Origin of the sequence: Stutzerimonas stutzeri (assembly GCF_013522825.1) — a bacterium.
GTDB classification, from domain to species: Bacteria; Pseudomonadota; Gammaproteobacteria; order Pseudomonadales; family Pseudomonadaceae; genus Stutzerimonas; species Stutzerimonas stutzeri_AK.
On record NZ_JAAMQZ010000008.1, the window covers coordinates 58,688 to 81,188 of the forward strand.

Consider the following 22,501-nt stretch of genomic DNA (forward strand, 5'->3'; position numbering starts at 1 on the left):
TGCGCTTCTCCTGTTAATCAATGACGGCTTTTTCGGCTGCCGGCAAGCGAATCTCGAACACTGCACCTTGTGCGTCATTGCGCACGTCGAGGCTGCCGCCCAGATCGCGCACGATACCGTAGGAAACCGCCAGTCCCAGCCCGAGGCCCTGGCCAACCGGCTTGGTGGTGAAGAAGGGTTCGAACACCTGATCGAGATGCTCACCGGAAATGCCGCCCCCGCTATCGGCCACGCTCAGCCGCCAGGCGCCGGCATCGCGGCGGCAATCGATGCGCAGCTGTCGGGTGGCGCTGTCCTGCATGGCATCCAGTGCGTTGTTCAGCAGGTTGATCAGGACCTGTTCCAGGCGGATCGCATCGCCACTGACCCAGGCGTCGATGGGCATCTGCCGCATGATCTCGACGTTTTCGCCACGGATGCGCGGGCCGAGCAGTTGCAGCGCCTGTTCCACCACATCGTCCAGACGCACGCGCTGGGGCAATCCTGCGGGACTCTTGCGGGCGAAGGTCTTCAGGTGGCTGGTCAGCGCTGCCATGCGTTCGATCAGGCCTTCAACCTGGCCGAGGCCTTCGCGCACCGCCTCGCTGCGGCCACTGTCGAGCAGCAGCCGCTGGCTGGCCAGCTGCATGCGCAGGGCCGTCAGTGGCTGGTTGATTTCGTGGGCCAGCGCGGCGGACATCTGCCCCAGAGCGGCCATGCGCGCGGCATGCACCAGGCCATCCTGGGCGGTGTGCAGCTCGCGGGTGCGGGCTTCCACCAGGCGTTCCAGCTCGCTGCGGCTGCGCTGCTCGACCCGGCGCGTCTTGCGCCGCTGGGCCAGGTAGAGCAGCAGGAAGGCCAGGGTCATCCACACGCCGGCTGCCGCCAGCCGATAGCTGCGGATACTGGCGGCGACCTGTTGCGGCTCCTGCAGCAGGTGCAGCGTCCAGTCTTCTTCAGGCAGGGGCAGGCGCTGCCAGAAGTAGGTCTGGCGCCCGTCCGGGCCATCGACCTGGCGGCGCTCACTATTGTCTGTGATGTGTAGCAGAGGTTTGCTGTGCAGTGGTTGCAGGGTCTGCTCGGCATAGCGGCGGACGGCGACCAGGCGGTTGCGCACCTCGTCGCTGAGCGGTTGCAGATAGCGGAAGCGCCAGGCGGGTCGGTTGCTGAGGATGACGATATCCAGGGCGTCGGTGATCAGCAGGATGCCCGATTGGCCGGCCCATTCGCGCTGCATGTCTTCGAGCTCCAGCTTGACCACCAGCACGCCGAGCGCTTCGCCGGCGGCATTCTTCACCGAACTGGAGAGGAAATAGCCGGGAATGCCGGTGGTCACGCCCACCGCGAAATAGCGGCCCGTGTCATGGGCCAGCGCATCGCGGAAATAGGGCCGAAAGCCGTAGTTGCTGCCGACGAAGCTGCTCCATTCGCGCCAGTTGCTCGCGGCCAGGGTGTCGCCCTGGCGGTCGATGAGGTACAGCACCGAGGAGCCGGCAGCCTGGTTCTGCTGCTCCAGCCGGTGATTGAGGCGGTCGCGCAGTCGCAGGTCGTCGGGATTTTCCAGCAGGGCGCGGATATCGCTGTCCAGCGCCAGCAGGGCCGGCACCGAGCGGAAGCGTTCGACCTGGGTGTGGATCGCCTGGGCGTAAAGCTCCAGTTGGCCACCGGCTTCCTGGCTGCGCTCGCTCCAGGCGCGCTGCTCGGCCAGCCGCCCGGCCCAGTACATGCTCAGCAGCAGGCCGCCGAGAATCAGCAGTACGATCAGAACGACACGGTGGCGATGGGCGAGGACGGGCATGCAGGGTTCTTCTTGTGAGTGAACCTATGTTAAGCCAGAACGGCATTCCGTCAGGCATACGGATGCTTCGGCCTGAAGCTGCTACTGCTCGTAGAGCCGAATTACGGATTCGCCAATGCCGAACGAGTTCGGCCCTACGACCTGGCCATCCTCTGATTTTCGCCAAAGCTGAGAGTGGCTTCAGCTGCGAACCGGTCTGCATGGCAGGCGGAATCGCTCTCGCCGCCGCGTTCCGCTATCCTTCGCGCCCTCGCGCCCTCGCGCCCTCGCGCCCTCGCGACCCTGGCGCGCTGCGTCTGGCTGCAGTCGTCGCTTCATCCTGGATACCCCATGCTGCATTCGATCAAACAGAACTGGTTCGCCAACGTGCGCGGCGACGTGCTCTCCGGGCTCGTCGTCGCCCTGGCGCTGATTCCCGAGGCCATCGCCTTCTCGATCATCGCCGGGGTCGACCCGCGCGTCGGTCTCTATGCTTCTTTTTGCATCGCCGTGGTGATCGCCTTCGTCGGCGGTCGCCCGGGAATGATCTCGGCCGCCACTGGCGCCATGGCGCTGTTGATGGTGACCCTGGTGCGCGAGCACGGCCTGCAGTACCTGCTGGCGGCGACGCTGCTCTGCGGCGTGCTGCAGATCGGCGCCGGTTACCTGCGACTGGGCTCGCTGATGCGCTTCGTCTCGCGCTCGGTGGTCACCGGCTTCGTCAACGCTCTGGCGATCCTGATCTTCATGGCGCAGTTGCCGGAGCTGACCGATGTCACCTGGCACGTCTACGCGATGACGGCGGCGGGGCTGGGCATCATCTACCTGTTCCCCTACGTGCCGAAGATCGGTCGGGTGATCCCTTCGCCGCTGGTGTGCATCCTCTCGATGACTGCCGTGGCCATCTATTTCGGCCTGGACATCCGCACCGTCGGCGACATGGGCGAGCTGCCCGATACGCTGCCGGTCTTCCTCTGGCCCGAGGTACCGCTGACCTTCGAGACGCTGGCGATCATCTTCCCGTATTCGGCGGCGCTGGCGGTGGTCGGCCTGCTGGAGTCGCTGATGACCGCGACCATCGTCGATGAGCTGACCGACACCGGCAGCGACAAGAACCGCGAGTGCAAGGGCCAGGGCGTGGCCAATATCGTCTCGGGGCTGTTCGGCGGCATGGCCGGTTGCGCGATGATCGGCCAGTCGGTGATCAACGTGAAATCCGGCGGTCGCACGCGACTGTCGACGCTGATCGCCGGCGTGGTGCTATTGCTGATGGTGGTGTTCCTCAGCGACTGGGTCGGGCAGATTCCCATGGCCGCGCTGGTGGCGGTGATGATCATGGTTTCCATCGGCACCTTCAGCTGGGATTCGATCCGCAACCTGCGGCGCTACCCGCTTTCCACCAATATCGTCATGGTAGTGACCGTGGTGGTCGTGGTCTTCACCCACAACCTTGCTTACGGCGTACTGGCCGGCGTGCTGCTGGCCGCGTTGTTCTTCGCCAACAAGGTCGGGCATTGCCTGCGTATCGATTCGCAGCTGGATACCGACGGCGAACACCGCACCTACCGGGTGGCCGGCCAGGTGTTCTTCAGCTCCTCGGACAAGTTCGCCGCCGCGTTCGATTTCAAGGAAGCCGTCGCCAGGGTTACCATCGACCTCGGCCAGGCGCATTTCTGGGACATCACATCCGTCTCGGCGCTGGACAAGGTGGTGCTCAAATTCCGCCGCGAAGGCACCGAGGTCGAGGTGCTGGGCCTGAACGAAGCGAGCGCGACCATCGTCGATCGCTTCGGCGTGCATGACAAACCGGAGCCCGTCGGCAACCTCATGAACCACTGAGCAGGAGAGCCCCATGACCCAGGTAATGGCATGTATCGACGGATCAACGCAGGCGGCCGCCGTCTGCGATTGCGCGGTCTGGGCCAGTCAGCGTCTGGGCTCGCCGCTGAGCCTGCTGCACGTGCTCGATCAGCAGCGCTACCCGCTGTCCGGCGACTTCAGCGGCATCATCGGCCTGGGCAGCCGCGAATTCCTCCTGGAGGAACTCGCCTCGCTGGACGAGAAACGCAACAAGCTGGCCCTCGAAGAGGGACGCATGATGCTCGACGCAGCCAGGCAGCGCGCCGTCAAGGCGGGTGTGGAACCGACACTGCGCCATCGCCACGGCGATCTGGTGGAAAGCCTGCGTGAACTGGAGGGTGACATCCGGCTGTTGGTCATCGGCAAGCAGGGCGAGGACAGCGGCAGCGAGGTGCAATTGATCGGCAGCCAGCTGGAAAGCGTGATCCGCACCATGCACCGGCCCATCCTGGTGACGCCGGCCGATTTCAAGGCGCCGGCCAGCACGATGCTCGCCTTCGATGCCAGCGCCACCTCGCGCAAGGGCGTCGAAATGCTGGTCGCCAGCCCGCTGCTCAAGGGCACACCGATCCATCTGGTGACGGTCAGCAGCGACACCCATGAAGCGCGGGCAGCGCTGGACGCCGCGCGCGACAAGCTGGCCGACGCCGGCTTCGAAGTGCATGTGGCGATTCTCGAAGGCGAAGTCGAGGCCAGGTTGCGGGACTATCAGGCCGAGCACGTCATCGAACTGCTGGTAATGGGCGCCTATGGACACTCGCGGATTCGCCAGTTCTTCGTCGGCAGCACCACGACCAACATGCTGCGTTCTACGACCACACCGCTGTTGCTGTTACGCTGAGCCTGACGGCCACCGGTCTTGCGCGGTGGTCGGGCGGCATTATCGGTACAGGTCGGCGCGCGACCAAGGCACCTCGTGGGAGCCATCTGGTAACGGCTTGCTTGCCAGAATCTGGTGCAGATTGATCCAGTTGCGGCGAAAGCCATAGGCGCAGCCGGCCAGGTAGACACGCCAGATGCGTAGCGCGCGCTCGGGGACCAGCCGCTGCGCTTCGGCCAGTTTCGCTTCCAGGCGCTGGCTCCAGAAATCCAGCGTGCGTGCGTAATGCAGCCGCAGGCTCTCCACGTCGACGATTTCCAGGCCCGATTCACTGATGCAGGCGCCGATCTTCACCAGATGCGGCAGCTCGCCGTGGGGAAAGACGTAACGCCCGATGAATGCCCCCGCGCCGTAGCCTACGGGCCGCCCATCGATGTGCCGGGCGGTGATGCCGTGGTTCAGCACCAGCCCGCCGGGGCGGACCACTTCGGCCAGTTGCTGGCAATACAACGGCAGGTTGGCATGGCCGACGTGCTCGAACATGCCGACGCTGACCACCTTGTCGAAGTGGCCATCTCTGGGCAGGTCGCGATAATCCATCAGCTCCAGCTGCACCTGCCCTTCCAGGCCTTCGGCGGCCACACGCTTGCGAGCCAGCTTCAACTGCTCCCGACTGAGCGTGATGCCGAACACCTCGGCGCCGAACTCCCGCGCGGCAAAGCGCGCCAGCCCACCCCAGCCGCAGCCGACGTCCAGCAGGCGATCACCGGGTTTCAGCCGCAGCTTGCGGCACAGATGGCGCAGCTTGGCCTGTTGGGCCTGGTCGAGGTCTTCGTCGCCCGTCTCGAAATAGCCGCAGGAATAGACCATGTCGCGGTCCAGCCACAGCTGATAGAACTCGTTGGACAGGTCGTAATGATAGGAGATGGCCGCCGCATCGGTTTGCTTATCATGAGCCTGCCGTTGCGCCACCGAAGGGATATCCCGCCCCAGCGCTCGGCTCAGCTCATCGCCGATGCGGATCACTTCCGAGAGCGGACCTTCTATATCCACACGCCCCTCGACATAAGCAGCCCCCAGCGAGTCGAGGCTGGGATGCGTGAGTTCGGTGACCATATCGGGATCATTGATGGCCAGCGTCACACTGGGTGACGGCCCCAGATCGATCGACTTGCCGTCCCAGAGCTGAAGACGCAACGGCAGTGATAATCCACGCAACGCAGGTAACAAGGACGCCAACATGCTTGATCTCCTTCATTCCGTTTCAAAGAAATCCTAGACCAACAGCCAGAGACTATAGGCCGGGCGCGGGATTTTTTCCTTTATGGGATTGATAGAGGGCATTGGGGAGGGAATAGCGAACGGGATGATGTCGCGGGACTTGCTGACAGAGAATGAGACGAGGGGATTGGAAAAGGGAGAGTGAGTTCGCTCCACGCTGCACTGATGGCTTTCTAGTTAGCTGCTTCGTTGCCGGCACACCCGGCTTTATTCCGCTCTGTTTTCGGAACTACTTATTGAAAATGTCGGCGTGCGTCCCGGTTCTGGCTAGCTGAAGCTCGTCACCTTCGAGCCGATAGATCAGCAGCTGGTGGGGTTCGATGTGTGCATCCCGGAAGCCTTTCCAGTTGCTTTTCAGAGGATGGTCCAGGTAGCTGCTTGGCAATGGCTCACGATAGACCAGCAAATTAAGCAGCGTTTTCAGCTTGTCCATATTCTTGCCGCGCTTGAAGTCTTTTTTGAAGGCGCTGGACGGTACAAGCTCAAGTGTCAGTTGCTCAGATCGTCAAACAGTGCGTCAACGGATTTGACCTTCTTGCCCTTTCCAGCCATCAGTTCGGCCATGGCGTTGACGGTAGCCTTGTTCGGGGTGAGGTCGTAGGGTAGATCCTGACCGGCTGCGATCTGAGTCATCATCAGACGGATGGCTTCGGAAATGCTGAGGCCGGATTCAGACAAGCGCCGGGCTGCGGCTTCTTTGGTGGCGGTATCGATCCGCGCGCGGACAACGGTGTCGGCGGTGGTGGCCATGATGGGGACCTCTTCGTGAGGTAGCTACAAAGCATCATTCATACACACCTTAAACGCTATGTGTTCACGCATGACCGTTAGGGCATGAAGTTGTTTTCAGCTGCGCATGCTGCTTGGTTTCGATTGCAGATTTGTCTGAATGCGACTTTTGCACCTTTGCGGCAGTCTCGGTACTCAAGTGAGCCTGAGCGGTAATTGCTGCATACACTGCTCCAGTCGATGGAACCGTTTATCACTGTCCACTGGAACCTGCCACCTGTTCGGCTTTTTGCGTGTCCGCTCTCCCATGTCCATGTTCCGGTATGGGTGATGCGTGTCGTTTGCCTGTTTGCCGGTCGATCCGGTTGCGCATAGGCGATCCGTTGAGCTGGTGGCGGTGGTATTGAGTTCACAGCTCCGCGTGGCTGGTAGTTCTGGTCGTTGAATGATGTTTGCCTTGGGATCGACTGGGTTTGGGTTTGGGTTTGGGTTTGGGTTTGGGTTTGGGGGGACTCTTCTCTTGCGACTTCCTGCAATGCCTGGGGCTGGGCGACTGGTTGTGCATTTGTGGTCTGCGGGGCGTGCTGGAATACCGGTTGGTCGGCGAACCTGATTCCGCGTTTGATTTGATCTAGGTCGATGACGATTGGCTTGCCGAACATCAAGGTCAGCGTCCAGAAAAGCGTGGAGCCGATTCCGATAATCGCCAAGAAGCGCAAGGGATTTTTCTTCTTCTTGGTGCGCAAGTGCTGGGGAGCGTCGTTCTGTTCTGCTTTCATGTCTTTGGCACGACTTATCTGCATGACTGCATTGTTTTTGCCTTGGCGATCACCTTTGGATCATTTGGTGCATGCTCCCACCAGAAGCGGCATTCTCTCGAATTCCATATCCGGTCTTGTCGTGCCTGGGCGGCTCGTTGTGACTGTTGGCGCTGTTGTCGTGCTTGAACCTGAGCATGACGCTGGGCTGCTTGGGTCAGCTCTTCCATGGCTCGCTGGGCGTCTCGGGCTAGCTCTTGCATTGCTCGTTCGGCACGCCATTCCTGGAACAGTTGATAGCCGACCTTGCCGCCCCAGAAGCCGCCGATGCCGATGATGGCAGCCAGCACGATGGCTGTTCCGATACTTATGCCGGACGTGCGGATGTTGTGGGTGTGGTGATAGGTCCGTATCTCATCCTGATCAGGCCGAAGGTCGCCTAGGTCGATCATGTTGTGTCCTCCAAGGCATACCGTTGCCTTGCTGTTGTCCTTTCGCATAGGTCCTATGCGATTCACACGTCTTGGCTAGGTCGAGCACCGGAGCGATTGAACCGGCGCTCCGCTGCTTCTTTGGTAATTGCTATCCCGCGCCGGGTGCGGCCAATTTTGCATGGCTTCGTCATATTCCGGGCTGGGCTGTCCGCCTCGGAGAGTATCTATCCGCTGGCCATCCATAGGGCGTACTGCGGGTAAATCTTTAGCCGGATGCTACCACCAGAAGGGGTTGACTCAAAAAAGCTGCACGGTGCCCCACCAACGATGCCGTGGTAGTCGTTCGCTGACTGGATTGGTATTCCTATGCGGCATTTTCCGCCCATCTGAACGGTCTCTGGTGCTACGGCCTCGGCCAGTTCAAATTGCTTGCCTGCCCGGTTACTTCGAGCCGATCTGGACGCTTATTCGGGATAGCGTGCGGGTTGTTGATGTGCCGGTCGATTCCCGTGGTGGATGAAACGGAATACAAGCGCTACTACAAGACAAGTTGTGGCTTCACCCTTGGGCCGATTTGTGGTTTTCGACATTTCTTCGACACCGCTCCAGTCGAGTAGCTGAAGGCCGCGTGGTTCGAAGCTTTCAGAGCGGGAATTGGCGGAAGGCAGTGAGAGTCGAACTCACCCAGGAGCGGCTGCCGCCCCCAACCGGGTTTGAAGCCCGGCCGCAGCACCGGCTGCGATTGCCTTCCTTATAGGCGGGATATCTGCGTCAAGCTGACGCGGCAGCCTACCTGAGCGTGGGCTCCAGGGCCAGTGCGCTGTCGGGGCGGATCTTGCGTTCGTTGCCGAAGCGGCGGGTCAGGCCGAGGCGGTCGAAGTGTTCCAGCAGCTGAATGCTGCGCTTGCGTCCCAGGCCGATGCGGTCGCGGAAAGTGGTGGCGCGGATCACGCCGGCTTCGCGTTCGATGTCCAGCAGCAGGTCAGCCAGCTGGCGCGTTGCGGTTTCGGTATAGAAGAGGTCCTTGACCACCTGTTGCAGCGCGCCGAGGCGAGCCAGTTTGCGCAGCAGGTGGCGCACCTGGTCTTCGCCGATGGCCACCTCCTTGGCCATGTCGCGTACCCAGGGCGGGTTGAAGCCGCCGGCTTCGAGCAGCGGCCACAGCCGGGCCTTCAACGCTTCCTCTTCATCGCTCAGGCGCACGCGGTGTTCGGGCAGGTGCAGCCAGGGGCCGCTGGCGTGCACGGTGCCTTCGGTCAGCGCCTGTTCCAGCCGGGCGATAAAGACGGGCCGCTCCAGCTGGGGCAAGGCGTAGCGGCGCAGGCGGTCGCGGTCGGGGCCGAGTTCGTCGGGCTGTTCCTCGTGGAAGCGTTGCAGCGCGGGGATCAGGCTTTGCCCCAGGTATTCCCAGTAGGCGCGGTCGAACAACCGTGCACCCTGGCGAGTGGTGATTTCCACGGCGTCGTCCGGCAGTTGCCAGGTCTGCCGGGGGCGGTTGAACTGGCGTTCCAGGTGCGTGGGGTCCACACCATTGACGGCGCTGGGCAGCAGTTGCGGCAGGATTTCTTCCAGCGTTTCGCCCGCCAGCGCGCGCAGTTGGGCCAGCCGCGCCTGGCGGTGACGATTGCGCGGCGGGGCGAAAGGATCGAGCACACGCCCGCCGCCGAGGGTGCGTTGCGCGGACTGGTCGCGCAGCACGACGCGGTCGCCATGAATGGCGTGCAGCGGGGCGTTGAGTTGCAGCTGGGCATGCACATGCCCACCGGGCGCGATGAGTTCGCCTTCGAGCAGGGCGATGCGCCCGGTGACGTCCTGCGCGCCCAGGTGCAGGTGCACCGGTGTCCAGTGCTTGAGCGCGCGAGCTTCGCTGGCGAGCAGGGTGAATTCGATGTCGATGCGGCGCGTGGCGCCTTGCAGCGCTGGGGCCAGCAGCCAGTCGCCGCGGCTGATCTGCTCGACGGCCAGGCGCTCGCCGGCGAGGTTCAGCGCCACCCGCTGGCCGGCGTGTGCCTCGTTGGCTTCGCGATTCTGCGCGTGCAACCCGCGTACTCGCACGCGGCGACCGTGGGGCGACAACATGAGTTCATCGCCGACCTGCACGCGACCGGCGAAAGCGGTGCCGGTGACCACTACGCCGGCGCCGGTGACGCTGAAAGCGCGGTCGATGGCCAGGCGGAAATAGCCGCTGTCGCTGCGTGCATCGATGCGTGCCGCCTGGTCGAGCAGGGCCTGGCGCAGTGTGTCGATACCCCGGCCTTCGATCGAGGAGACCGGGAAGATCGCCGAGCCCGCCAGGGGGCCGGGTTGCAGCAGTTCGGTGATCTGCTGGCGGACTTCCTCGACCCGCGCGGGTTCGACCCGGTCGATCTTGGTCAGCGCCACCAGCGCCCGGCGAATGCCCAGCAGTTCGACGATGGCCAGGTGTTCGCGAGTCTGCGGCATCACGCCGTCGTCGGCGGCGACTACCAGCAGCATGCAGTCGATGCCGCTGGCGCCGGCGAGCATGTTGTGCACGAAGCGCTCATGGCCCGGCACGTCGATGAAGCCGGTCAGCTGGCCGTCGCCGAGGTCGGCATAAGCGTAGCCGAGGTCGATGGTGATGCCGCGCTCCCGTTCCTCACGGCGGCGGTCGCCCTGCTGGCCTGTGAGCGCCTTGAGCAGTGCGGTCTTGCCGTGGTCGATGTGGCCGGCAGTGCCGACGATCATGGTGCCTGCTCCTGTTGAAGAGCCCGTTGCAGTTGGGGCAATTGGGCGAGGAACGCGGCTTCGTCGTCGAGCTGGCGCAGGTCCAGCCAGAGGGCGTCTTCGGCGATGCGTCCGAGAACCGGGATCGGCAGGCCACGCAGGGCTTCTTCCAACCGGCGCAGGTTGCGGCCCCGCAGGCGCTTGGGTTGCTGCGTACGGATGCACAGGGCGGCGCTGGGCAGGCGCGCAACGGGCTGCGCGCCGCTGCCGATCATGCCCAAGGCGTCGATGACACCGACCTGCCAGCTTTCATCAAGCACGGCGGCCAATGCCGGGGCGATGCGTTCGGCCTGCAGGCGGATTTCCTGCTGTGGACGGCTGAGCAGGCGCAGGCTGGTCAGGCGTTCGGCGAGGCGGTCGGGGTCGCGATAGAGGTTGAGCACCGCTTCCAGCGCCGCGAGGGTCAGCTTGTCCACACGCAGGGCACGCTTGAGCGGATTCTTCTTGATCCTGGCGATGAGGTCCTTGTGGCCGACGATCAGCCCGGACTGGGGACCACCGAGCAGCTTGTCGCCGCTGAAGGTGACGATATCGGCGCCGTCGCGCAGCGCTTCCTGCACGGTGGGCTCCTTGGGCAGGCCCCAGCGCGACAGGTCCACCAGGCTGCCGCTGCCGAGATCTTCCAGCAGCGGCAGGCCGTGCTCATGGGCAATGGCCGCCAGCTCGGCGGTAGCGACGCTGGCGGTGAAGCCCTGCACGCTGTAGTTGCTGGTGTGCACCCGCATCAGCAGGCCCGAGCGCGGGTTGATTGCCGCCTGGTAATCCTTGGCGTGGGTGCGGTTGGTGGTGCCGACTTCATGCAGCTTCACCCCGGCGCGGGCCATGATGTCGGGGATGCGGAAGGCGCCGCCGATCTCGATCAGCTCGCCACGGGAGATGATGCCCTCCTTGCGCGCGCCCAGGCTGTTGAGCGCCAGCAGCACGGCGGCGGCGTTGTTGTTGACCACGGTGACGGCCTCAGCGCCGGTCAGCTCGCGGATCAGCCCTTCGATCAGGTCGTCGCGGTCGCCGCGCTTGCCGGTCGCCAGGTCGAATTCCAGATTCAGCGGATAGCGCGCGGCGAGGGTGATGGCCTCGATGGCTTCATCCGGCAACAACGCGCGACCGAGGTTGGTGTGCAGCACCGTGCCGGTGAGGTTGAACACGCGGCGCACGCGGCTGCGGTGCTGGTTGGCCAGGCGTTCGCCGGCGCGACCGGCCAGGACGTCCTCGGTCAGTTCGGGCGCGCTGAGCTGGCCGAGCAGGATCGGCTCGCGAAGTTCGTCGAGCAGTTCACGCAGAGTTCCGAGCAGGGCCTCGCGGCCATAGCGATCCAGCAGCGGCACGCAGGCTGGGCTGCGCAGCAGGCGGTCGATGGAAGGCAGGCGGAGGGATGAGCGCCGAAACTCGGCAGCTTGGCTGGTCATACGGGAACTCCCGGTGCAGGTTCTGACCGGGCAGTTTCCCGGAGCGGAGCGGGTTGTCGCAAGGGGCCGGTGTCGGATACGACACCCCGAACAGCACGTAGGGTGGAAAAACCGCGAAGCGTTTTCCACGCGTCGGGCCGATCTCCGAGAAAGCGGTGGATAAGCTTCGCGTTATCCACCCTACGTATGCTTCAGCCGCCCGGCGCCAGCAGCAGGTTGGGCGCCTGGCGCTGGTAGCCTTCCAGGTCCATGCGCAGGTCCAGGGCCAGGCTGGCGAGGTCGGCGGAGAGGCCTTCGGCGTCCGGGTCGGAATCCAGGTAAAGCAGCTTGAAGTAGCTCTGGCAGCCGGGGCAGCACTCGGCACGGATTGGGGCCTTGTCCGGGGCGTGGCGGTCGCTTTCCAGGCTGGCGTAATGCAAGTCCTTGCTGGAGTCGCAATGCACGCACTTGACTCGCACGAAATGCCATTCGCAGGCGCACAGCGAGCAGACCAGATAGCGCAGGCCCTGCTGCTTGCCACGATGGCGGATCACCCCGGTCATGGCCGGCGAGCCGCAGCAGGGACAGTGGGCGCCGCTGCCGATATCCGTCACGCTGCCCTCGGGCAGGGTCAGCAGCGCCTGGCTCCAGGCGGCCTGCAGGGCGGCGCCGAGGAAGGGCACAACGGCGGCGTCGAGAGCCGAGTAGTCGCCGTCCAGCAGGCTCACGGCCCAGGCGCGGCGTTGTGCGGCATCGGCCTGGCGCAGGCTGTCCAGCGCCTTGGCGACGGCGTCGTTCGGTGCCTCGATGCGCTCCAGCAGGGCGTCGAGGAAGGGTTGCCAGCCATCCTCGCGCACCAGGCTGTCCACGGCCAGCGGCGGCATCTTGTGGGTGCGGGCCTGGGCCAGGCGCTCTGGCGTCGGCAGCAGCGAGGCGGGTAGATCGTCCATCACCTGCTGCTGGGCCTGGCAAAGACCGGCCAGCAGGCGCAGGTAGTCGCCCATGGGATGATTCGTCGCCAGTTTCTCCAGGCGTTCGGCGCGCAGGGCGAACAGGCGCGCGGGCGGCCGCTCGCTGTAGGCCGGGGTACTGGCCGAAGCGCTGATCTGCTCCGGCTCCATAAGTCTGTCAGCCATCGTTGTGGCCTCCTGAATCAAAGAGCGCGACCAGAACCTGCTCAGGAGCCAGCTCCTGAACACGTTCTCAGTCGCGCTCGAATTGTGGCTGCGATGGACCGGATCAGTCCTGCTTGCGGTCGGTGACCTCACGGTACCAGAGCGCGTGGTGCTTGCGCGCCCAACGGTGGCTGACCTTGCCGGAGAGCATGGCGCCAAAGGAACCCTTGATCCAGATCGCGGCGTAGACGTGGACGATGATCGCCATCACCAGCACGAAGGCGGCGAAGGCGTGCGCCAGCGCGGCCAGGCGGATGGCGTCGATACCGAACAGGTGGCTGAAGTACGCCCGCCAGATGACGATGCCCGATACCAGCAGCACCAGCATGCTCGCCAGCAGCGCCCAGAACAGCAGCTTCTGGCCGGGGTTGTACTTGCCGATGGGCGGTACGCCGTCTTCCTGGTTGCGCATCACCTTGCCGACGTTCTTCAGCCACAGCCGATCGTTGCCGGAGAAGAAGTTGGCGCTCCAGAAGCGGATCACCAGACCCAGGAACAGCACGAACATCGCCACGCCCAGGAAGGGGTGCAGGATGCGCGTCCAGGGGCCGCCGCCAAACAGGTTGCTCAGCCAGAACAGCGCCGGGTGGAACAGTGCCAGGCCGGACAGACCCGCCAGGATGAACAGGATCGCCACGGCCCAGTGGTTGCTGCGCTCGTTGGCGTTGTAACGCTGGATTTCATCTTTTTTCATGTCGATGGTCCTCGACCGGCCCCGCGCGAACGGGGCCGGCATGCCTCAGGGCTGCTTGGGATCGTAGGTGTGCACCGCCGGATCCTGTTGATGAACCACCGGCTCGGCCGGGTGCTCGTCCTCTTCTTCCTCGACGCGCTGCGGGCCGACCCGCACGTAGTGGAAGAAGCCGCCCAGTACCGCCGCACCCATGGCCAGCAGGGCCAGGGGCTTGGTGATGCCTTTCCACAGGCTGACCATCGGGCTGATCATCGGCTGGTCCGGCAGACCCGCGTACAGCGAAGGCTTGTCGGCATGGTGCAGCACGTACATGACGTGGGTGCCGCCGACGCCATCGGGATCGTAGAGGCCGGCATGCTCGAAGCCGCGCGACTTCAGGTCCTCGATGCGCTCCTCGGCATGGCGCTGCATGTCGGCCTTGCTGCCGAACACGATGGCGCTGGTCGGGCAGGTCTTCACGCAGGCCGGCTCCTTGCCTACCGCCACGCGGTCGCTGCACAGGGTGCACTTGTAGGCCTTCTTGTCTTCCTGCGAGATGCGCGGCACGTTGAACGGACAGCCGGTGACGCAGTAGCCGCAGCCGATGCACTTGTCCTGGTTGAAGTCGACGATGCCGTTGGCGTACTGCACGATCGCGCCGGGGCTCGGGCAGGCCTTGAGGCAGCCCGGCTCGGCGCAGTGCATGCAGCCGTCCTTGCGGATCAGCCATTCCAGATCGCCGTCGGCCTTCTCGTGCTCGGTGAAGCGCATCACCGTCCAGCTTTCGGCAGTCAGGTCGATCGGGTTGTCGTAGGTGCCGTGGTTGCTGCCCACCTCGTCACGCAGCTCGTTCCATTCCGAGCAGGCGACCTGGCAGGCCTTGCAGCCGATGCATTTGGACACGTCGATCAGCTTGGCCACCTCCTCGACCTGGCGGATCGAGGGGGCAAGCGTGGTGGTCGCGGAGCGCGCAATGATGTCTTGAGTAGCCATTACACCTTCTCCACGTTGACCAGGAACGACTTCGACTCGGGCGTCTGGGTGTTGCCGTCACCGATGTAGGGCACCATGGTGTTGGCGATGTACCCCGGCTTGGCCACGCCGGTGAAGCCCCAGTGCAGCGGAATGCCGACCTGGTGCACCACCTGCCCGTTGACCTGCAGCGGACGGATGCGCTTGGTCACCACCGCCACGGCGATCAGATAGCCGCGCTTGGAACTGACGCGCACCCGGTCGCCGGCAGCGATGCCCTTCTCCTGCGCCAGCACCTCGCCGATCTCGACGAACTGCTCGGGCTGGGCGATGGCGTTGAGCTTGCAGTGCTTGGTCCAGTAGTGGAAATGCTCCGTCAGCCGGTAGGTGGTGCCGGCATAGGGGAACTCGTCGGCGGTGCCGAGCGATTCCCACACCGAATCGAACACGCGCGCGGCGGGGCTGCTGATCACCTTGCGGTTGTTCGGGTGCAGCGGGTTGATGCCGATGGGCGACTCGAACGGCTCGTAGTGTTCCGGGAAGGGACCTTCGGCCATCTTGTCCACGGCGAAGAAACGCGCCACCCCTTCGGGGTTCATGATGAACGGATTCATCCCCGCTTCCGGGTCGATGCTGGCGTTGTAGTCCGGCACATCGGTGCCGGCCCAGCCCTTGGCCTGGGCATCCCACCAGACCAGCTTCTTGCGGTCCGACCAGGGCTTGCCCTGGGGGTCGGCGGAGGCGCGGTTGTAGAGGATGCGACGGTTCGCCGGCCAGGCGAAGGCCCAGTTCTGGTGCTGCTTCATGTGGTACGGGTCGCTGTTGTCGCGCCGCGCCATCATGTTGCCCTGCTCGGTCCAGGAGCCGCAGAAGATCCAGCAGCCCGAGGCGGTGCTGCCATCGTCCTTGAGCTGACTGAAGGCGCCCAGCTGCTGGCCGGGACGGGCCAGCAGGTTGCCGTTGGCGTCGGTCACTTCGCCGACCGCGTAGCCGTTGAACTCCCTGGCCAGTTCCTCGGCAGAAGGCTCGTGGGCCACCTTGTAGGGCCAGTGCAGATTGAGAATCGGCTCGGGGAAGGCGCCGCCCTCGCTGCGGTACAGTTCGCGCAGGCGCATGTGCAGGCCGGACATGATCCAGATGTCGGGGCGCGACTCGCCCGGACCGTCCGCCGCCTTCCAGTGCCACTGCAGCCAGCGGGTGCTGTTGACCAGCGAACCGTCTTCCTCGGCGAAGCAGGTAGTCGGCAGGCTGAACACCTCGGTCTGGATGCTGGCGGTGTCAACGTCGTTGAACTCGCCGTGATTGCGCCAGAACTCGGAGGTTTCGGTCTGCAGCGGGTCCATCACCACCAGCCACTTGAGCCGCGCCAGCGACTTGACCACGCGGTTCTTGTCCGGCAGTGCCGCCAGCGGGTTGAAGCCCTGGCAGAAATAGCCGTGCACCTCGTCGCGCGACATCATGTCGAACATGCGCAGCACGTCATAGCCGGCGCCGCCGTATTCCAGCTTGGGCAGGTAGTCGAAGCACCAGTCGTTTTTCGCCTGGGCAGCGGGACCGTACCAGGCCTTCATCAGGCTGACGTGGAACTTGCCGTAGTTCTGCCAGTAGGACATCTGCCCCGGACGCAGCGGCTTGGGCGCGCGCTTGGCAATGTAGCTCGCGTAATCCTGCTCGGCATCCAGCCCCAGGGTCAGGTAGCCCGGCAGCAGGTTGGAAAGCAGGCCCAGGTCGGTCAGGCCCTGGATGTTGGAGTGCCCGCGCAGCGCGTTGACGCCGCCGCCCGGCATGCCGACGTTGCCCAGCAGCAGCTGGACCATGGCCGCGGTGCGGATGATCTGCGCGCCCACCGAGTGCTGGGTCCAGCCCAGGGCGTAGAGGATCGTCATGGTCTTGCCCGGCGTCGAGCAGGTGGCGATCTCTTCCCAGATCTTCAGCATGCGATCGACCGGCGTGCCGCAGATCTGGCTGGCCAGTTCCGGCGTGTAGCGGCTGTAGTGCTGCTTCATCAGCTGGAACACGCAGCGCGGGTGCTGCAGGGTCGGGTCGACCTTGGCGTAGCCGTCCTCGCCCAGCTCGTAGGTCCAGCCGGACTTGTCGGTATAGGTGCGTTTCTCGGCGTCGTAGCCGCTGAACAGCCCATCCTCGAAGCTGAAGCCTTCGCTGACGATGAACGACACGTCGGTGTAGTTGCGCACGTATTCGTGCTGGATCCTGTCGTTGGCGATCAGGTAATTGATCAGGCCGCCGAGGAAGGCGATGTCCGTCCCGGTACGAATGGGCGCGTAATAGTCGGCCACCGAGGCGGTGCGGGTGAAGCGTGGATCGACCACGATCAGCCGGGCCTTGTTCTCGGACTTGGCTTCGGTCACCCAGCGGAAGCCGCAGGGGTGTGCTTCAGCAGCGTTGCCACCCATTACCAGGACCAGGTCGGCGTTGCCGATATCCGTCCAGGTGTTGGTCATGGCGCCACGGCCGTACGTCGGGGCAAGACTTGCCACCGTCGGGCCGTGTCAGACACGTGCTTGGTTGTCGAATCCTACGATGCCGAGATTGCGGACCACCTTGTGGGTCAGGTAGCCGGTTTCGTTGGACGCCGCCGAGGCCGCGAGAAAGCCTACCGAGGTCCAGCGGTTGACCGTCTGGCCCAGAGCGTTCTGCTGCACGAAGTTGGCGTCGCGGTCCTCTTTCATCAGCCGGGCGATGCGATCGAGCGCTTCGTCCCAGGACAGGCGCGTCCACTCATTGGAGCCGGGCTTGCGCACCATCGGGTGCTGCAGGCGGTTGGGGCTCTTGATGAAGTCCAGCAGGCCGGCGCCCTTGGGGCACAGGCTGCCGCGGTTGACCGGATGATCCGAGTCGCCCTCGACGTGGATGATCTGCTGATCGACATTCTTGCCGCCGCTGCCGCGGCTATAGAGGATCAGTCCGCAGCCTACCGAGCAGTAAGGGCAGGTGTTGCGGGTTTCTTTGGTGTTGGTCAGCTTGAAATGCCGTATCGACTCGGCGAAGGCGGTCTCGGGCGCCATGCCCAAGGCCGCCATGCTGGTCGCTCCAAGGCCGATACCGCAGACCTTGAAGAACTGGCGACGGTTCATGTCCATCGTTTCTTCCTTATCAGGCTAAGACGAGGCGGGACGTTGAAAACCGGTGGGCTGTTCTGGTGCAGCCCTGGATGGTTTCCTATAGCCCATGAGCGCTTGTGGCGCTTCGCTTGGACGGCATTGTATACGGCCTGCTAGCTGAAAGGATTAATCCTTTGGTTTCGTAAGGGTCTATTAAGCGCAATAAAAAAGCCCGGACATGTGTCCGGGCTTTGCGTGGGCCAGAAAGGACTCAGGCGTTCTGGCGGATACCGGCTACCAGCCAGGGCTGGTTTTCGCCCTGAACACGTTCCATGCGCCAGCTTTCGCTGAAGGGCTCGCCTTGGTCGAAACGCGAGCTCTTCGACACGCCGACGAAGGTCAGGGTGGCGGTGGTCTTCTCGGCATCGTCGTCCACGCCGTCGAGCTGGATCTGCAGGTCGTCGATGTAGGTCGACTGGTAGGCATCACCGATCTCGGCGCGCTCGCGCTTGAGGAATTCCAGCAGCTGCGGGGTGACGAACTCGGCGATCTTGTCCATCTCGTTGGCATCCCAGTGCTGTTGCAGCGACATGAAATGCTCGCGTGCGGCGCCGACGAAGCTCTGCTCGTTGAACCAGGCAGGTGCGTTGATCACCGGTGCGGCGGCGACCGGCGCGGCGCTGCCACCGAAGATCGAAGGCTGCTGCGGCATCTCGCGCTGCATCGGCGCATGTCCGTGCCCGGCCATGGCCGGTTGCTGCTGGCGTCGGCGCGCGGCGAGCAGGCGGAAGATGACGAAGGCGATCAGGCCGAAGATCAGGATATCCATGAACTGGATGCCCTCGAAGCCATCGCCCATGAACATCGAGGCCAGCAGGCCGCCGGCGGCCAGGCCGGCCAGCGGGCCGAGCCAGCGCGAAGCACCGCTTGCGGCAGCGGGCTGCTGGCGACCAGCCTGGGCGGCGCTGTCGGTGCGCTGTTGTGGTTGAGCCTGGCGAGTCTGGTGGCTGGGCGCCGAGCCGAAGCTCTTGCCGCCGCCGAAACGCTTGGCGTGGGCGTCGAGGCTGAAAGTCAGGCTGAGGCACAGCGCCATGAAGAGGCTAAGCACAGATTTCATTAAGTGTTCCCATGTTGGGTGAAGGTACGCGCGTCATGTTGCACAGAGGCACGACACAACGCCAGAGGTAAGTGTTTCAGGCTTTTGCTTGACGGAACTGCACTCGGCACCGCTCAACGCCAGTTATACAGCTCCTTCTCGGAGATCTCGTGCATTGGCTCGACCTGTGCCTGAAAGGCTTTCATCGAGGCCCAGATACGACCATTCAGTTCGCTTTGTTCGGCCAGTTGGCCCAGCACCTGCTCGGAGTGCTCACGCATGGCGGCCAGCACTTCGTCGGGAAAGCGCTTGAGCTCGGTGCCTTGCTGCTTCAGCTGATCCAGCGCCAGGGCGTTGTTGTAGGTGTAGTCGTCGTGCATGTCGCGGCTGGCGGCACGGGACGCTTCGGTGAGGATCGCCTGGAGGTCCGCCGGCAGGCTGTCGAAGGCCTTCTGGTTGACCAGCAGCTCCAGCACCGCCTGAGGCTCCTGCCAGCCGGGATAGTAGTAATAGCGCGCGGCCTTGAGCAGGCCGAAGGCCAGGTCGTTGTAGGGGCTGACCCAGTCGGTGGCGTCGATGGCGCCGGTCTGCAGCGCGGTGAAGACTTCACCGCCGGGCAGGTTGACGCTGGTGGCGCCGAGGCGCGCCAGTACTTCACCGCCCAGACCCGGCATGCGGATCTTCAGGCCCTGGAGATCGCCCAGCGAATTGATTTCCTTGTTGAACCAGCCGCCCATCTGCATGCCGGTATTGCCGATCACCATGGGCTTCACGCCGTGTGGTGCATAGGCTTCTTCCCAGAACTGCTGCCCTCCGCCCTTGCTCAGCCAGGCGTTCATCTCGCTGGCGGACAGGCCGAACGGCACCGAGGTGAAGAATTGCGCGGTGGGCACTTTGCCCTTCCAGTAATAGGCCGCGCCGTGGCCCAGTTCGGCGGTGCCGCGCGAGACGGAGTCGAAGACTTCCAGTGCAGGCACCAGCTCACCGGCGGCATAGACCTTGATGGTCAGGCGGCCCGCACTCATGGTGGTGACCCGCTCGGCCAGGCGTTCGGCAGAGGTGCCGAGGCCCGGATAGTTCTTCGGCCAGGCGGTGACCATCTTCCAGTGATAGGTCTTGGCGGGCTCGCCGGCGGCCTGCTGGCTGGTGGTTTCGGCTTTGTCGTCATTGCAGCCGGCCAGGCCGAGGATGGCGAGCAAGGCAGCGGCTGCGCCGAACAGGTGGCGGTGTTTCATGGGTGTGGATGTCCTTGTTTCTTGTTGGTGTAGGTCGGGTCACGCTTCACCGACCCGACGGGCAGAGCCAAGGCCTGCCTCGAAGCGTCGGATCATGTCTACCGATTGGATTACGCCCGCGGAAACCGGATTACGCCTTCGGAAACCCGGATTACGCCTTCGGCTAATCCAGGCTACGGTCTAATCCAACATTCTCACAGTGCTTCGAGCTTGGCATAGCTGAGCATCAGCCACTTGCTGCCTTCATCCTCGAAATTCACCTGCACCCGCGCCTGGGCGCCGGCGCCTTCGAAGTTGAGGATGGTGCCTTCACCGAACAGCGAGTGACGCACGCGCTGGCCGAGGTTGAAGGGAGTATCCGGCACGCCGGCGCCGTCGAACAGCGATGCGCCGCTCATGCCTCGGGTATTGAACGAACGGCTGACGGTGTTGCTCAGTCGAACTTCGCTGATCAGCGCCGGCGGGATCTCACGGACGAAGCGCGAGATCTTGTTGTAGGTCTCGCTGCCGTACAGGCGTCGGGTCTCGGCGTAGGTGACGATCAGCTGCTGCATGGCGCGGGTGATGCCGACGTAGGCCAGACGGCGCTCCTCTTCCAGACGGCCTGATTCCTCCAGGCTCATCTTGTGCGGAAAAAGGCCTTCCTCCATGCCCACCAGGAATACGAGTGGGAATTCCAGGCCCTTGGCGCTGTGCAGAGTCATCAGCTGCACGCTGTCCTCGTGATCGCCGGCCTGCTGTTCGCCGGCCTCCAGCGAGGCGTGGTCGAGGAAGGCCGCCAGCGGCGTCTGCTCGTCCTCCTGCTCGTCGCTGTAGTTGTCGAAGGCGCGTGCGGCGGACACCAGTTCCTCGAGGTTTTCCACCCGCGCCTGGGCCTTCTCGCCCTTTTCGTCGCGGTGATAGGCGAGCAGACCGGACTGCTCGATGACCAGCTGCGCCATGCTGTGCAACTGCATGCTCTCGACCTTCAGCGCGAGGGTGTCGATCAGTTCGACGAAGCCGTTCAGCGCGCTGGCGGCGCGGCCGGAGACGAGCTTGGTGCCGACCGCCTGGTGCAGCGCCGCCCACAGCGAGATTTCCTCCTGGCGTGCCAGCTGGCGCAGGGTCTCGACGGTCTTCTCGCCGATGCCGCGCGCCGGCAGGTTGATCACCCGCTCCAGCGCCGCATCGTTGTGGCGGATCTGGATCAGGCGCAGGTAGGCCATGGCGTTCTTGATCTCGGCACGCTCGAAGAAGCGCTGGCCGCCGTAGATGCGGTAGGGGATCTTCTCGCGCAGCAGGGCCTCTTCCAGCACCCGCGACTGGGCGTTGGAGCGGTAGAGGATGGCGATCTCGCTGCGGCTCATGCCCTCACGGATGGCCTTCTCGATGCTCTCGACCACGTAGCGCGCTTCGTCGTGCTCGTTGAACGCGGCATACAGGCTGATCGGCTCGCCTTCGCAGCCGGAAGTCCACAGCTCCTTGCCCAGGCGGCCCTGGTTGTTGGCGATCAGCGCGTTGGCGGCCTTGAGGATGCAGGCGGTGGAGCGGTAGTTCTGCTCCAGGCGGATGGTCTCGGCGTCTGGAAAATCCTGGCTGAACTGCTGCAGGTTCTCGATCCGCGCGCCGCGCCAGCCGTAGATCGACTGGTCGTCGTCGCCCACCACCATCAGGCTCTCGCCGCCCTTGGCGAGCAGGCGCAGCCAGGCGTACTGCACGGCGTTGGTGTCCTGGAATTCGTCCACCAGTACATGGCGGAAGCGCCGCTGGTAATGCTCCAGCAGTCCCGGATGATTGCGCCACAGGTCCAGCGCGCGCAGCAGCAGCTCGGAGAAGTCGATCACCCCGGCGCGGGCGCAGGCCTGCTCGTAGGCTTCGTAGATCTTCAACTGGGTGGCGAGGAACAGGTCGCCGCCGGCCTGGATGTTCTGCGGGCGCAAGCCTTCGTCCTTCTGCGCGTTGATCCACCACTGCGCCTGGCGCGCCGGCCAGCGCTGCTCGTCGAGGCCCAGCTCGCGGATCACCCGCTTGACCAGGCGCTGCTGGTCGTCGGAATCGAGGATCTGGAAGTTCTGCTCCAGCTGCGCTTCCTGCCAGTGCGCGCGCAGCAAGCGGTGCGCCAGGCCGTGGAAGGTGCCGACCCACATGCCTTGCGGGTTGACCTGCAGCAGCTGCTCGATGCGCTGGCGCATCTCGGCGGCGGCCTTGTTGGTGAAGGTCACCGACAGGATCGAATGCAGCGAGGCATGCTCGACCTGGTTGAGCCAGGCAATGCGGTGCACCAGCACCCGGGTCTTGCCCGAGCCGGCACCGGCGAGCACCAGTTGACGGCCCAGCGGCGCGGCCACGGCCTGGCGCTGGGCATCGTTGAGGGAGTTCAGCAGATGGGAGATATCGTCGTGCATGGTCGCCATTGTATCCGCAAACCGGCCTGGTTCGCTGCGTTCACCTGTCTTCGGGAGACGAGCGCTTATTCATTGGTCGGAATGGGGGTGTTGCCCTGGGCTGCCAACATGCCATTATCCGCGGCTGTCATATTCA

The 22,501-nt window shown here is 64.2% G+C and carries 17 protein-coding genes, 1 tRNA gene and 1 pseudogene; 3 read left to right on the forward strand and 16 right to left on the reverse strand.

Annotated elements, in window-relative coordinates:
- Positions 1–13 precede the first annotated feature (13 nt).
- A complete protein-coding gene (locus tag G7020_RS07275) occupies positions 14–1,777 on the reverse strand; it encodes a sensor histidine kinase (RefSeq protein WP_181083242.1) in 1,764 nt (587 codons plus the stop codon).
- A 330-nt stretch (positions 1,778–2,107) separates the two neighbouring features.
- On the opposite strand from G7020_RS07275, the gene G7020_RS07280 reads away from it, so the two are divergent.
- Positions 2,108–3,595 carry a SulP family inorganic anion transporter gene (locus G7020_RS07280; RefSeq protein WP_181083243.1) on the forward strand — a complete coding sequence of 496 codons (1,488 nt, stop codon included), beginning with the start codon at positions 2,108–2,110 and terminating at the stop codon, positions 3,593–3,595.
- Positions 3,596–3,608: 13 nt separating this feature from the next.
- Positions 3,609–4,457 (forward strand): universal stress protein, encoded by an 849-nt coding sequence (locus tag G7020_RS07285; RefSeq protein WP_181083244.1) that lies wholly within the window; start codon positions 3,609–3,611, stop codon positions 4,455–4,457.
- Between the two features lie 39 nt (positions 4,458–4,496).
- On the opposite strand, the gene cfaB is transcribed toward G7020_RS07285, so the two are convergent.
- The 5 genes from cfaB to G7020_RS07310 all read right to left on the reverse strand — a co-directional run bounded on the left by cfaB (position 4,497) and on the right by G7020_RS07310 (position 7,656).
- Positions 4,497–5,678 carry a C17 cyclopropane fatty acid synthase CfaB gene (cfaB, locus tag G7020_RS07290; RefSeq protein WP_181083245.1) on the reverse strand — a complete coding sequence of 394 codons (1,182 nt, stop codon included), beginning with the start codon at positions 5,676–5,678 and terminating at the stop codon, positions 4,497–4,499.
- Positions 5,679–5,946: 268 nt separating this feature from the next.
- A complete protein-coding gene (locus G7020_RS07295) occupies positions 5,947–6,210 on the reverse strand; it encodes a type II toxin-antitoxin system YafQ family toxin (protein ID WP_181083352.1) in 264 nt (87 codons plus the stop codon).
- On the reverse strand, positions 6,207–6,467 hold the full coding sequence (locus G7020_RS07300; RefSeq protein ID WP_181083246.1) for a type II toxin-antitoxin system RelB/DinJ family antitoxin: 261 nt from the start codon (positions 6,465–6,467) through the stop codon (positions 6,207–6,209). Before G7020_RS07300 ends, G7020_RS07295 begins: the two co-directional genes overlap by 4 nt.
- Positions 6,468–6,544: 77 nt before the next feature.
- Positions 6,545–7,225: a hypothetical protein gene (locus G7020_RS07305; protein WP_181083247.1), complete on the reverse strand. Its 681-nt coding sequence runs from the start codon at positions 7,223–7,225 to the stop codon at positions 6,545–6,547.
- Positions 7,226–7,239: 14 nt separating this feature from the next.
- The gene (locus tag G7020_RS07310) at positions 7,240–7,656 is read right to left on the reverse strand and encodes a hypothetical protein (protein WP_181083248.1); all 417 of its coding nucleotides are present in this window, start codon (positions 7,654–7,656) and stop codon (positions 7,240–7,242) included.
- 344 nt (positions 7,657–8,000) lie between these two features.
- On the opposite strand from G7020_RS07310, the pseudogene G7020_RS24005 reads away from it, so the two are divergent.
- Positions 8,001–8,201, forward strand: a pseudogene (locus G7020_RS24005) (hypothetical protein); the annotation flags it as partial.
- Between the two features lie 92 nt (positions 8,202–8,293).
- Here G7020_RS24005 and G7020_RS07315 read toward each other — a convergent pair.
- The 10 genes from G7020_RS07315 to uvrD all read right to left on the reverse strand — a co-directional run bounded on the left by G7020_RS07315 (position 8,294) and on the right by uvrD (position 22,365).
- Positions 8,294–8,389 (reverse strand) — tRNA-Sec (locus G7020_RS07315).
- Between the two features lie 38 nt (positions 8,390–8,427).
- A complete protein-coding gene (selB, locus tag G7020_RS07320) occupies positions 8,428–10,344 on the reverse strand; it encodes a selenocysteine-specific translation elongation factor (protein ID WP_181083249.1) in 1,917 nt (638 codons plus the stop codon).
- Entirely contained in the window at positions 10,341–11,789 is a 1,449-nt protein-coding gene (selA, locus tag G7020_RS07325; RefSeq protein ID WP_181083250.1) for an L-seryl-tRNA(Sec) selenium transferase, read from the reverse strand. Before selA ends, selB begins: the two co-directional genes overlap by 4 nt.
- 191 nt (positions 11,790–11,980) lie before the next feature.
- The gene (gene fdhE, locus G7020_RS07330) at positions 11,981–12,904 is read right to left on the reverse strand and encodes a formate dehydrogenase accessory protein FdhE (RefSeq protein WP_181083251.1); all 924 of its coding nucleotides are present in this window, start codon (positions 12,902–12,904) and stop codon (positions 11,981–11,983) included.
- 103 nt (positions 12,905–13,007) lie between these two features.
- Positions 13,008–13,637 (reverse strand): formate dehydrogenase subunit gamma, encoded by a 630-nt coding sequence (locus G7020_RS07335; protein WP_181083252.1) that lies wholly within the window; start codon positions 13,635–13,637, stop codon positions 13,008–13,010.
- A 45-nt stretch (positions 13,638–13,682) separates the two neighbouring features.
- Complete coding sequence (gene fdxH, locus G7020_RS07340) at positions 13,683–14,609, reverse strand: formate dehydrogenase subunit beta (protein WP_122077570.1); 927 nt, start codon at positions 14,607–14,609, stop codon at positions 13,683–13,685.
- Positions 14,609–17,689, reverse strand: coding sequence for a formate dehydrogenase-N subunit alpha (gene fdnG, locus G7020_RS07345; protein WP_181083253.1), 3,081 nt, complete (start codon positions 17,687–17,689; stop codon positions 14,609–14,611). Before fdnG ends, fdxH begins: the two co-directional genes overlap by 1 nt.
- A gap of 232 nt (positions 17,690–17,921) precedes the next feature.
- Positions 17,922–18,767, reverse strand: a complete 846-nt coding sequence (locus G7020_RS07350) for a Tim44 domain-containing protein (RefSeq protein WP_181083254.1) — start codon at positions 18,765–18,767, stop codon at positions 17,922–17,924.
- A gap of 113 nt (positions 18,768–18,880) precedes the next feature.
- The gene (locus G7020_RS07355) at positions 18,881–19,981 is read right to left on the reverse strand and encodes a TRAP transporter substrate-binding protein (RefSeq protein WP_181083255.1); all 1,101 of its coding nucleotides are present in this window, start codon (positions 19,979–19,981) and stop codon (positions 18,881–18,883) included.
- Positions 19,982–20,175: 194 nt separating this feature from the next.
- Positions 20,176–22,365, reverse strand: coding sequence for a DNA helicase II (gene uvrD / locus G7020_RS07360; RefSeq protein WP_181083257.1), 2,190 nt, complete (start codon positions 22,363–22,365; stop codon positions 20,176–20,178).
- Between the last annotated feature and the right edge of the window lie 136 nt (positions 22,366–22,501).

Excerpts from the sequence above, each read along its gene's own strand:
- G7020_RS07275 (WP_181083242.1), bottom strand. The coding sequence starts at position 1,777 with ATGCCCGTCCTCGCCCATCGCCACCGTGTCGTTCTGATCGTACTGCTG.
- fdxH (WP_122077570.1), bottom strand. The coding sequence starts at position 14,609 with ATGGCTACTCAAGACATCATTGCGCGCTCCGCGACCACCACGCTTGCC.
- G7020_RS07305 (WP_181083247.1), bottom strand. The coding sequence starts at position 7,225 with ATGAAAGCAGAACAGAACGACGCTCCCCAGCACTTGCGCACCAAGAAG.
- selB (WP_181083249.1), bottom strand. The coding sequence starts at position 10,344 with ATGATCGTCGGCACTGCCGGCCACATCGACCACGGCAAGACCGCACTG.
- G7020_RS07280 (WP_181083243.1), top strand. The coding sequence starts at position 2,108 with ATGCTGCATTCGATCAAACAGAACTGGTTCGCCAACGTGCGCGGCGAC.
- uvrD (WP_181083257.1), bottom strand. The coding sequence starts at position 22,365 with ATGCACGACGATATCTCCCATCTGCTGAACTCCCTCAACGATGCCCAG.
- G7020_RS07310 (WP_181083248.1), bottom strand. The coding sequence starts at position 7,656 with ATGATCGACCTAGGCGACCTTCGGCCTGATCAGGATGAGATACGGACC.
- cfaB (WP_181083245.1), bottom strand. The coding sequence starts at position 5,678 with ATGTTGGCGTCCTTGTTACCTGCGTTGCGTGGATTATCACTGCCGTTG.
- G7020_RS07350 (WP_181083254.1), bottom strand. The coding sequence starts at position 18,767 with ATGAAATCTGTGCTTAGCCTCTTCATGGCGCTGTGCCTCAGCCTGACT.
- G7020_RS07335 (WP_181083252.1), bottom strand. The coding sequence starts at position 13,637 with ATGAAAAAAGATGAAATCCAGCGTTACAACGCCAACGAGCGCAGCAAC.
- G7020_RS07300 (WP_181083246.1), bottom strand. The coding sequence starts at position 6,467 with ATGGCCACCACCGCCGACACCGTTGTCCGCGCGCGGATCGATACCGCC.
- G7020_RS07355 (WP_181083255.1), bottom strand. The coding sequence starts at position 19,981 with ATGAAACACCGCCACCTGTTCGGCGCAGCCGCTGCCTTGCTCGCCATC.
- G7020_RS07285 (WP_181083244.1), top strand. The coding sequence starts at position 3,609 with ATGACCCAGGTAATGGCATGTATCGACGGATCAACGCAGGCGGCCGCC.
- selA (WP_181083250.1), bottom strand. The coding sequence starts at position 11,789 with ATGACCAGCCAAGCTGCCGAGTTTCGGCGCTCATCCCTCCGCCTGCCT.
- fdhE (WP_181083251.1), bottom strand. The coding sequence starts at position 12,904 with ATGGCTGACAGACTTATGGAGCCGGAGCAGATCAGCGCTTCGGCCAGT.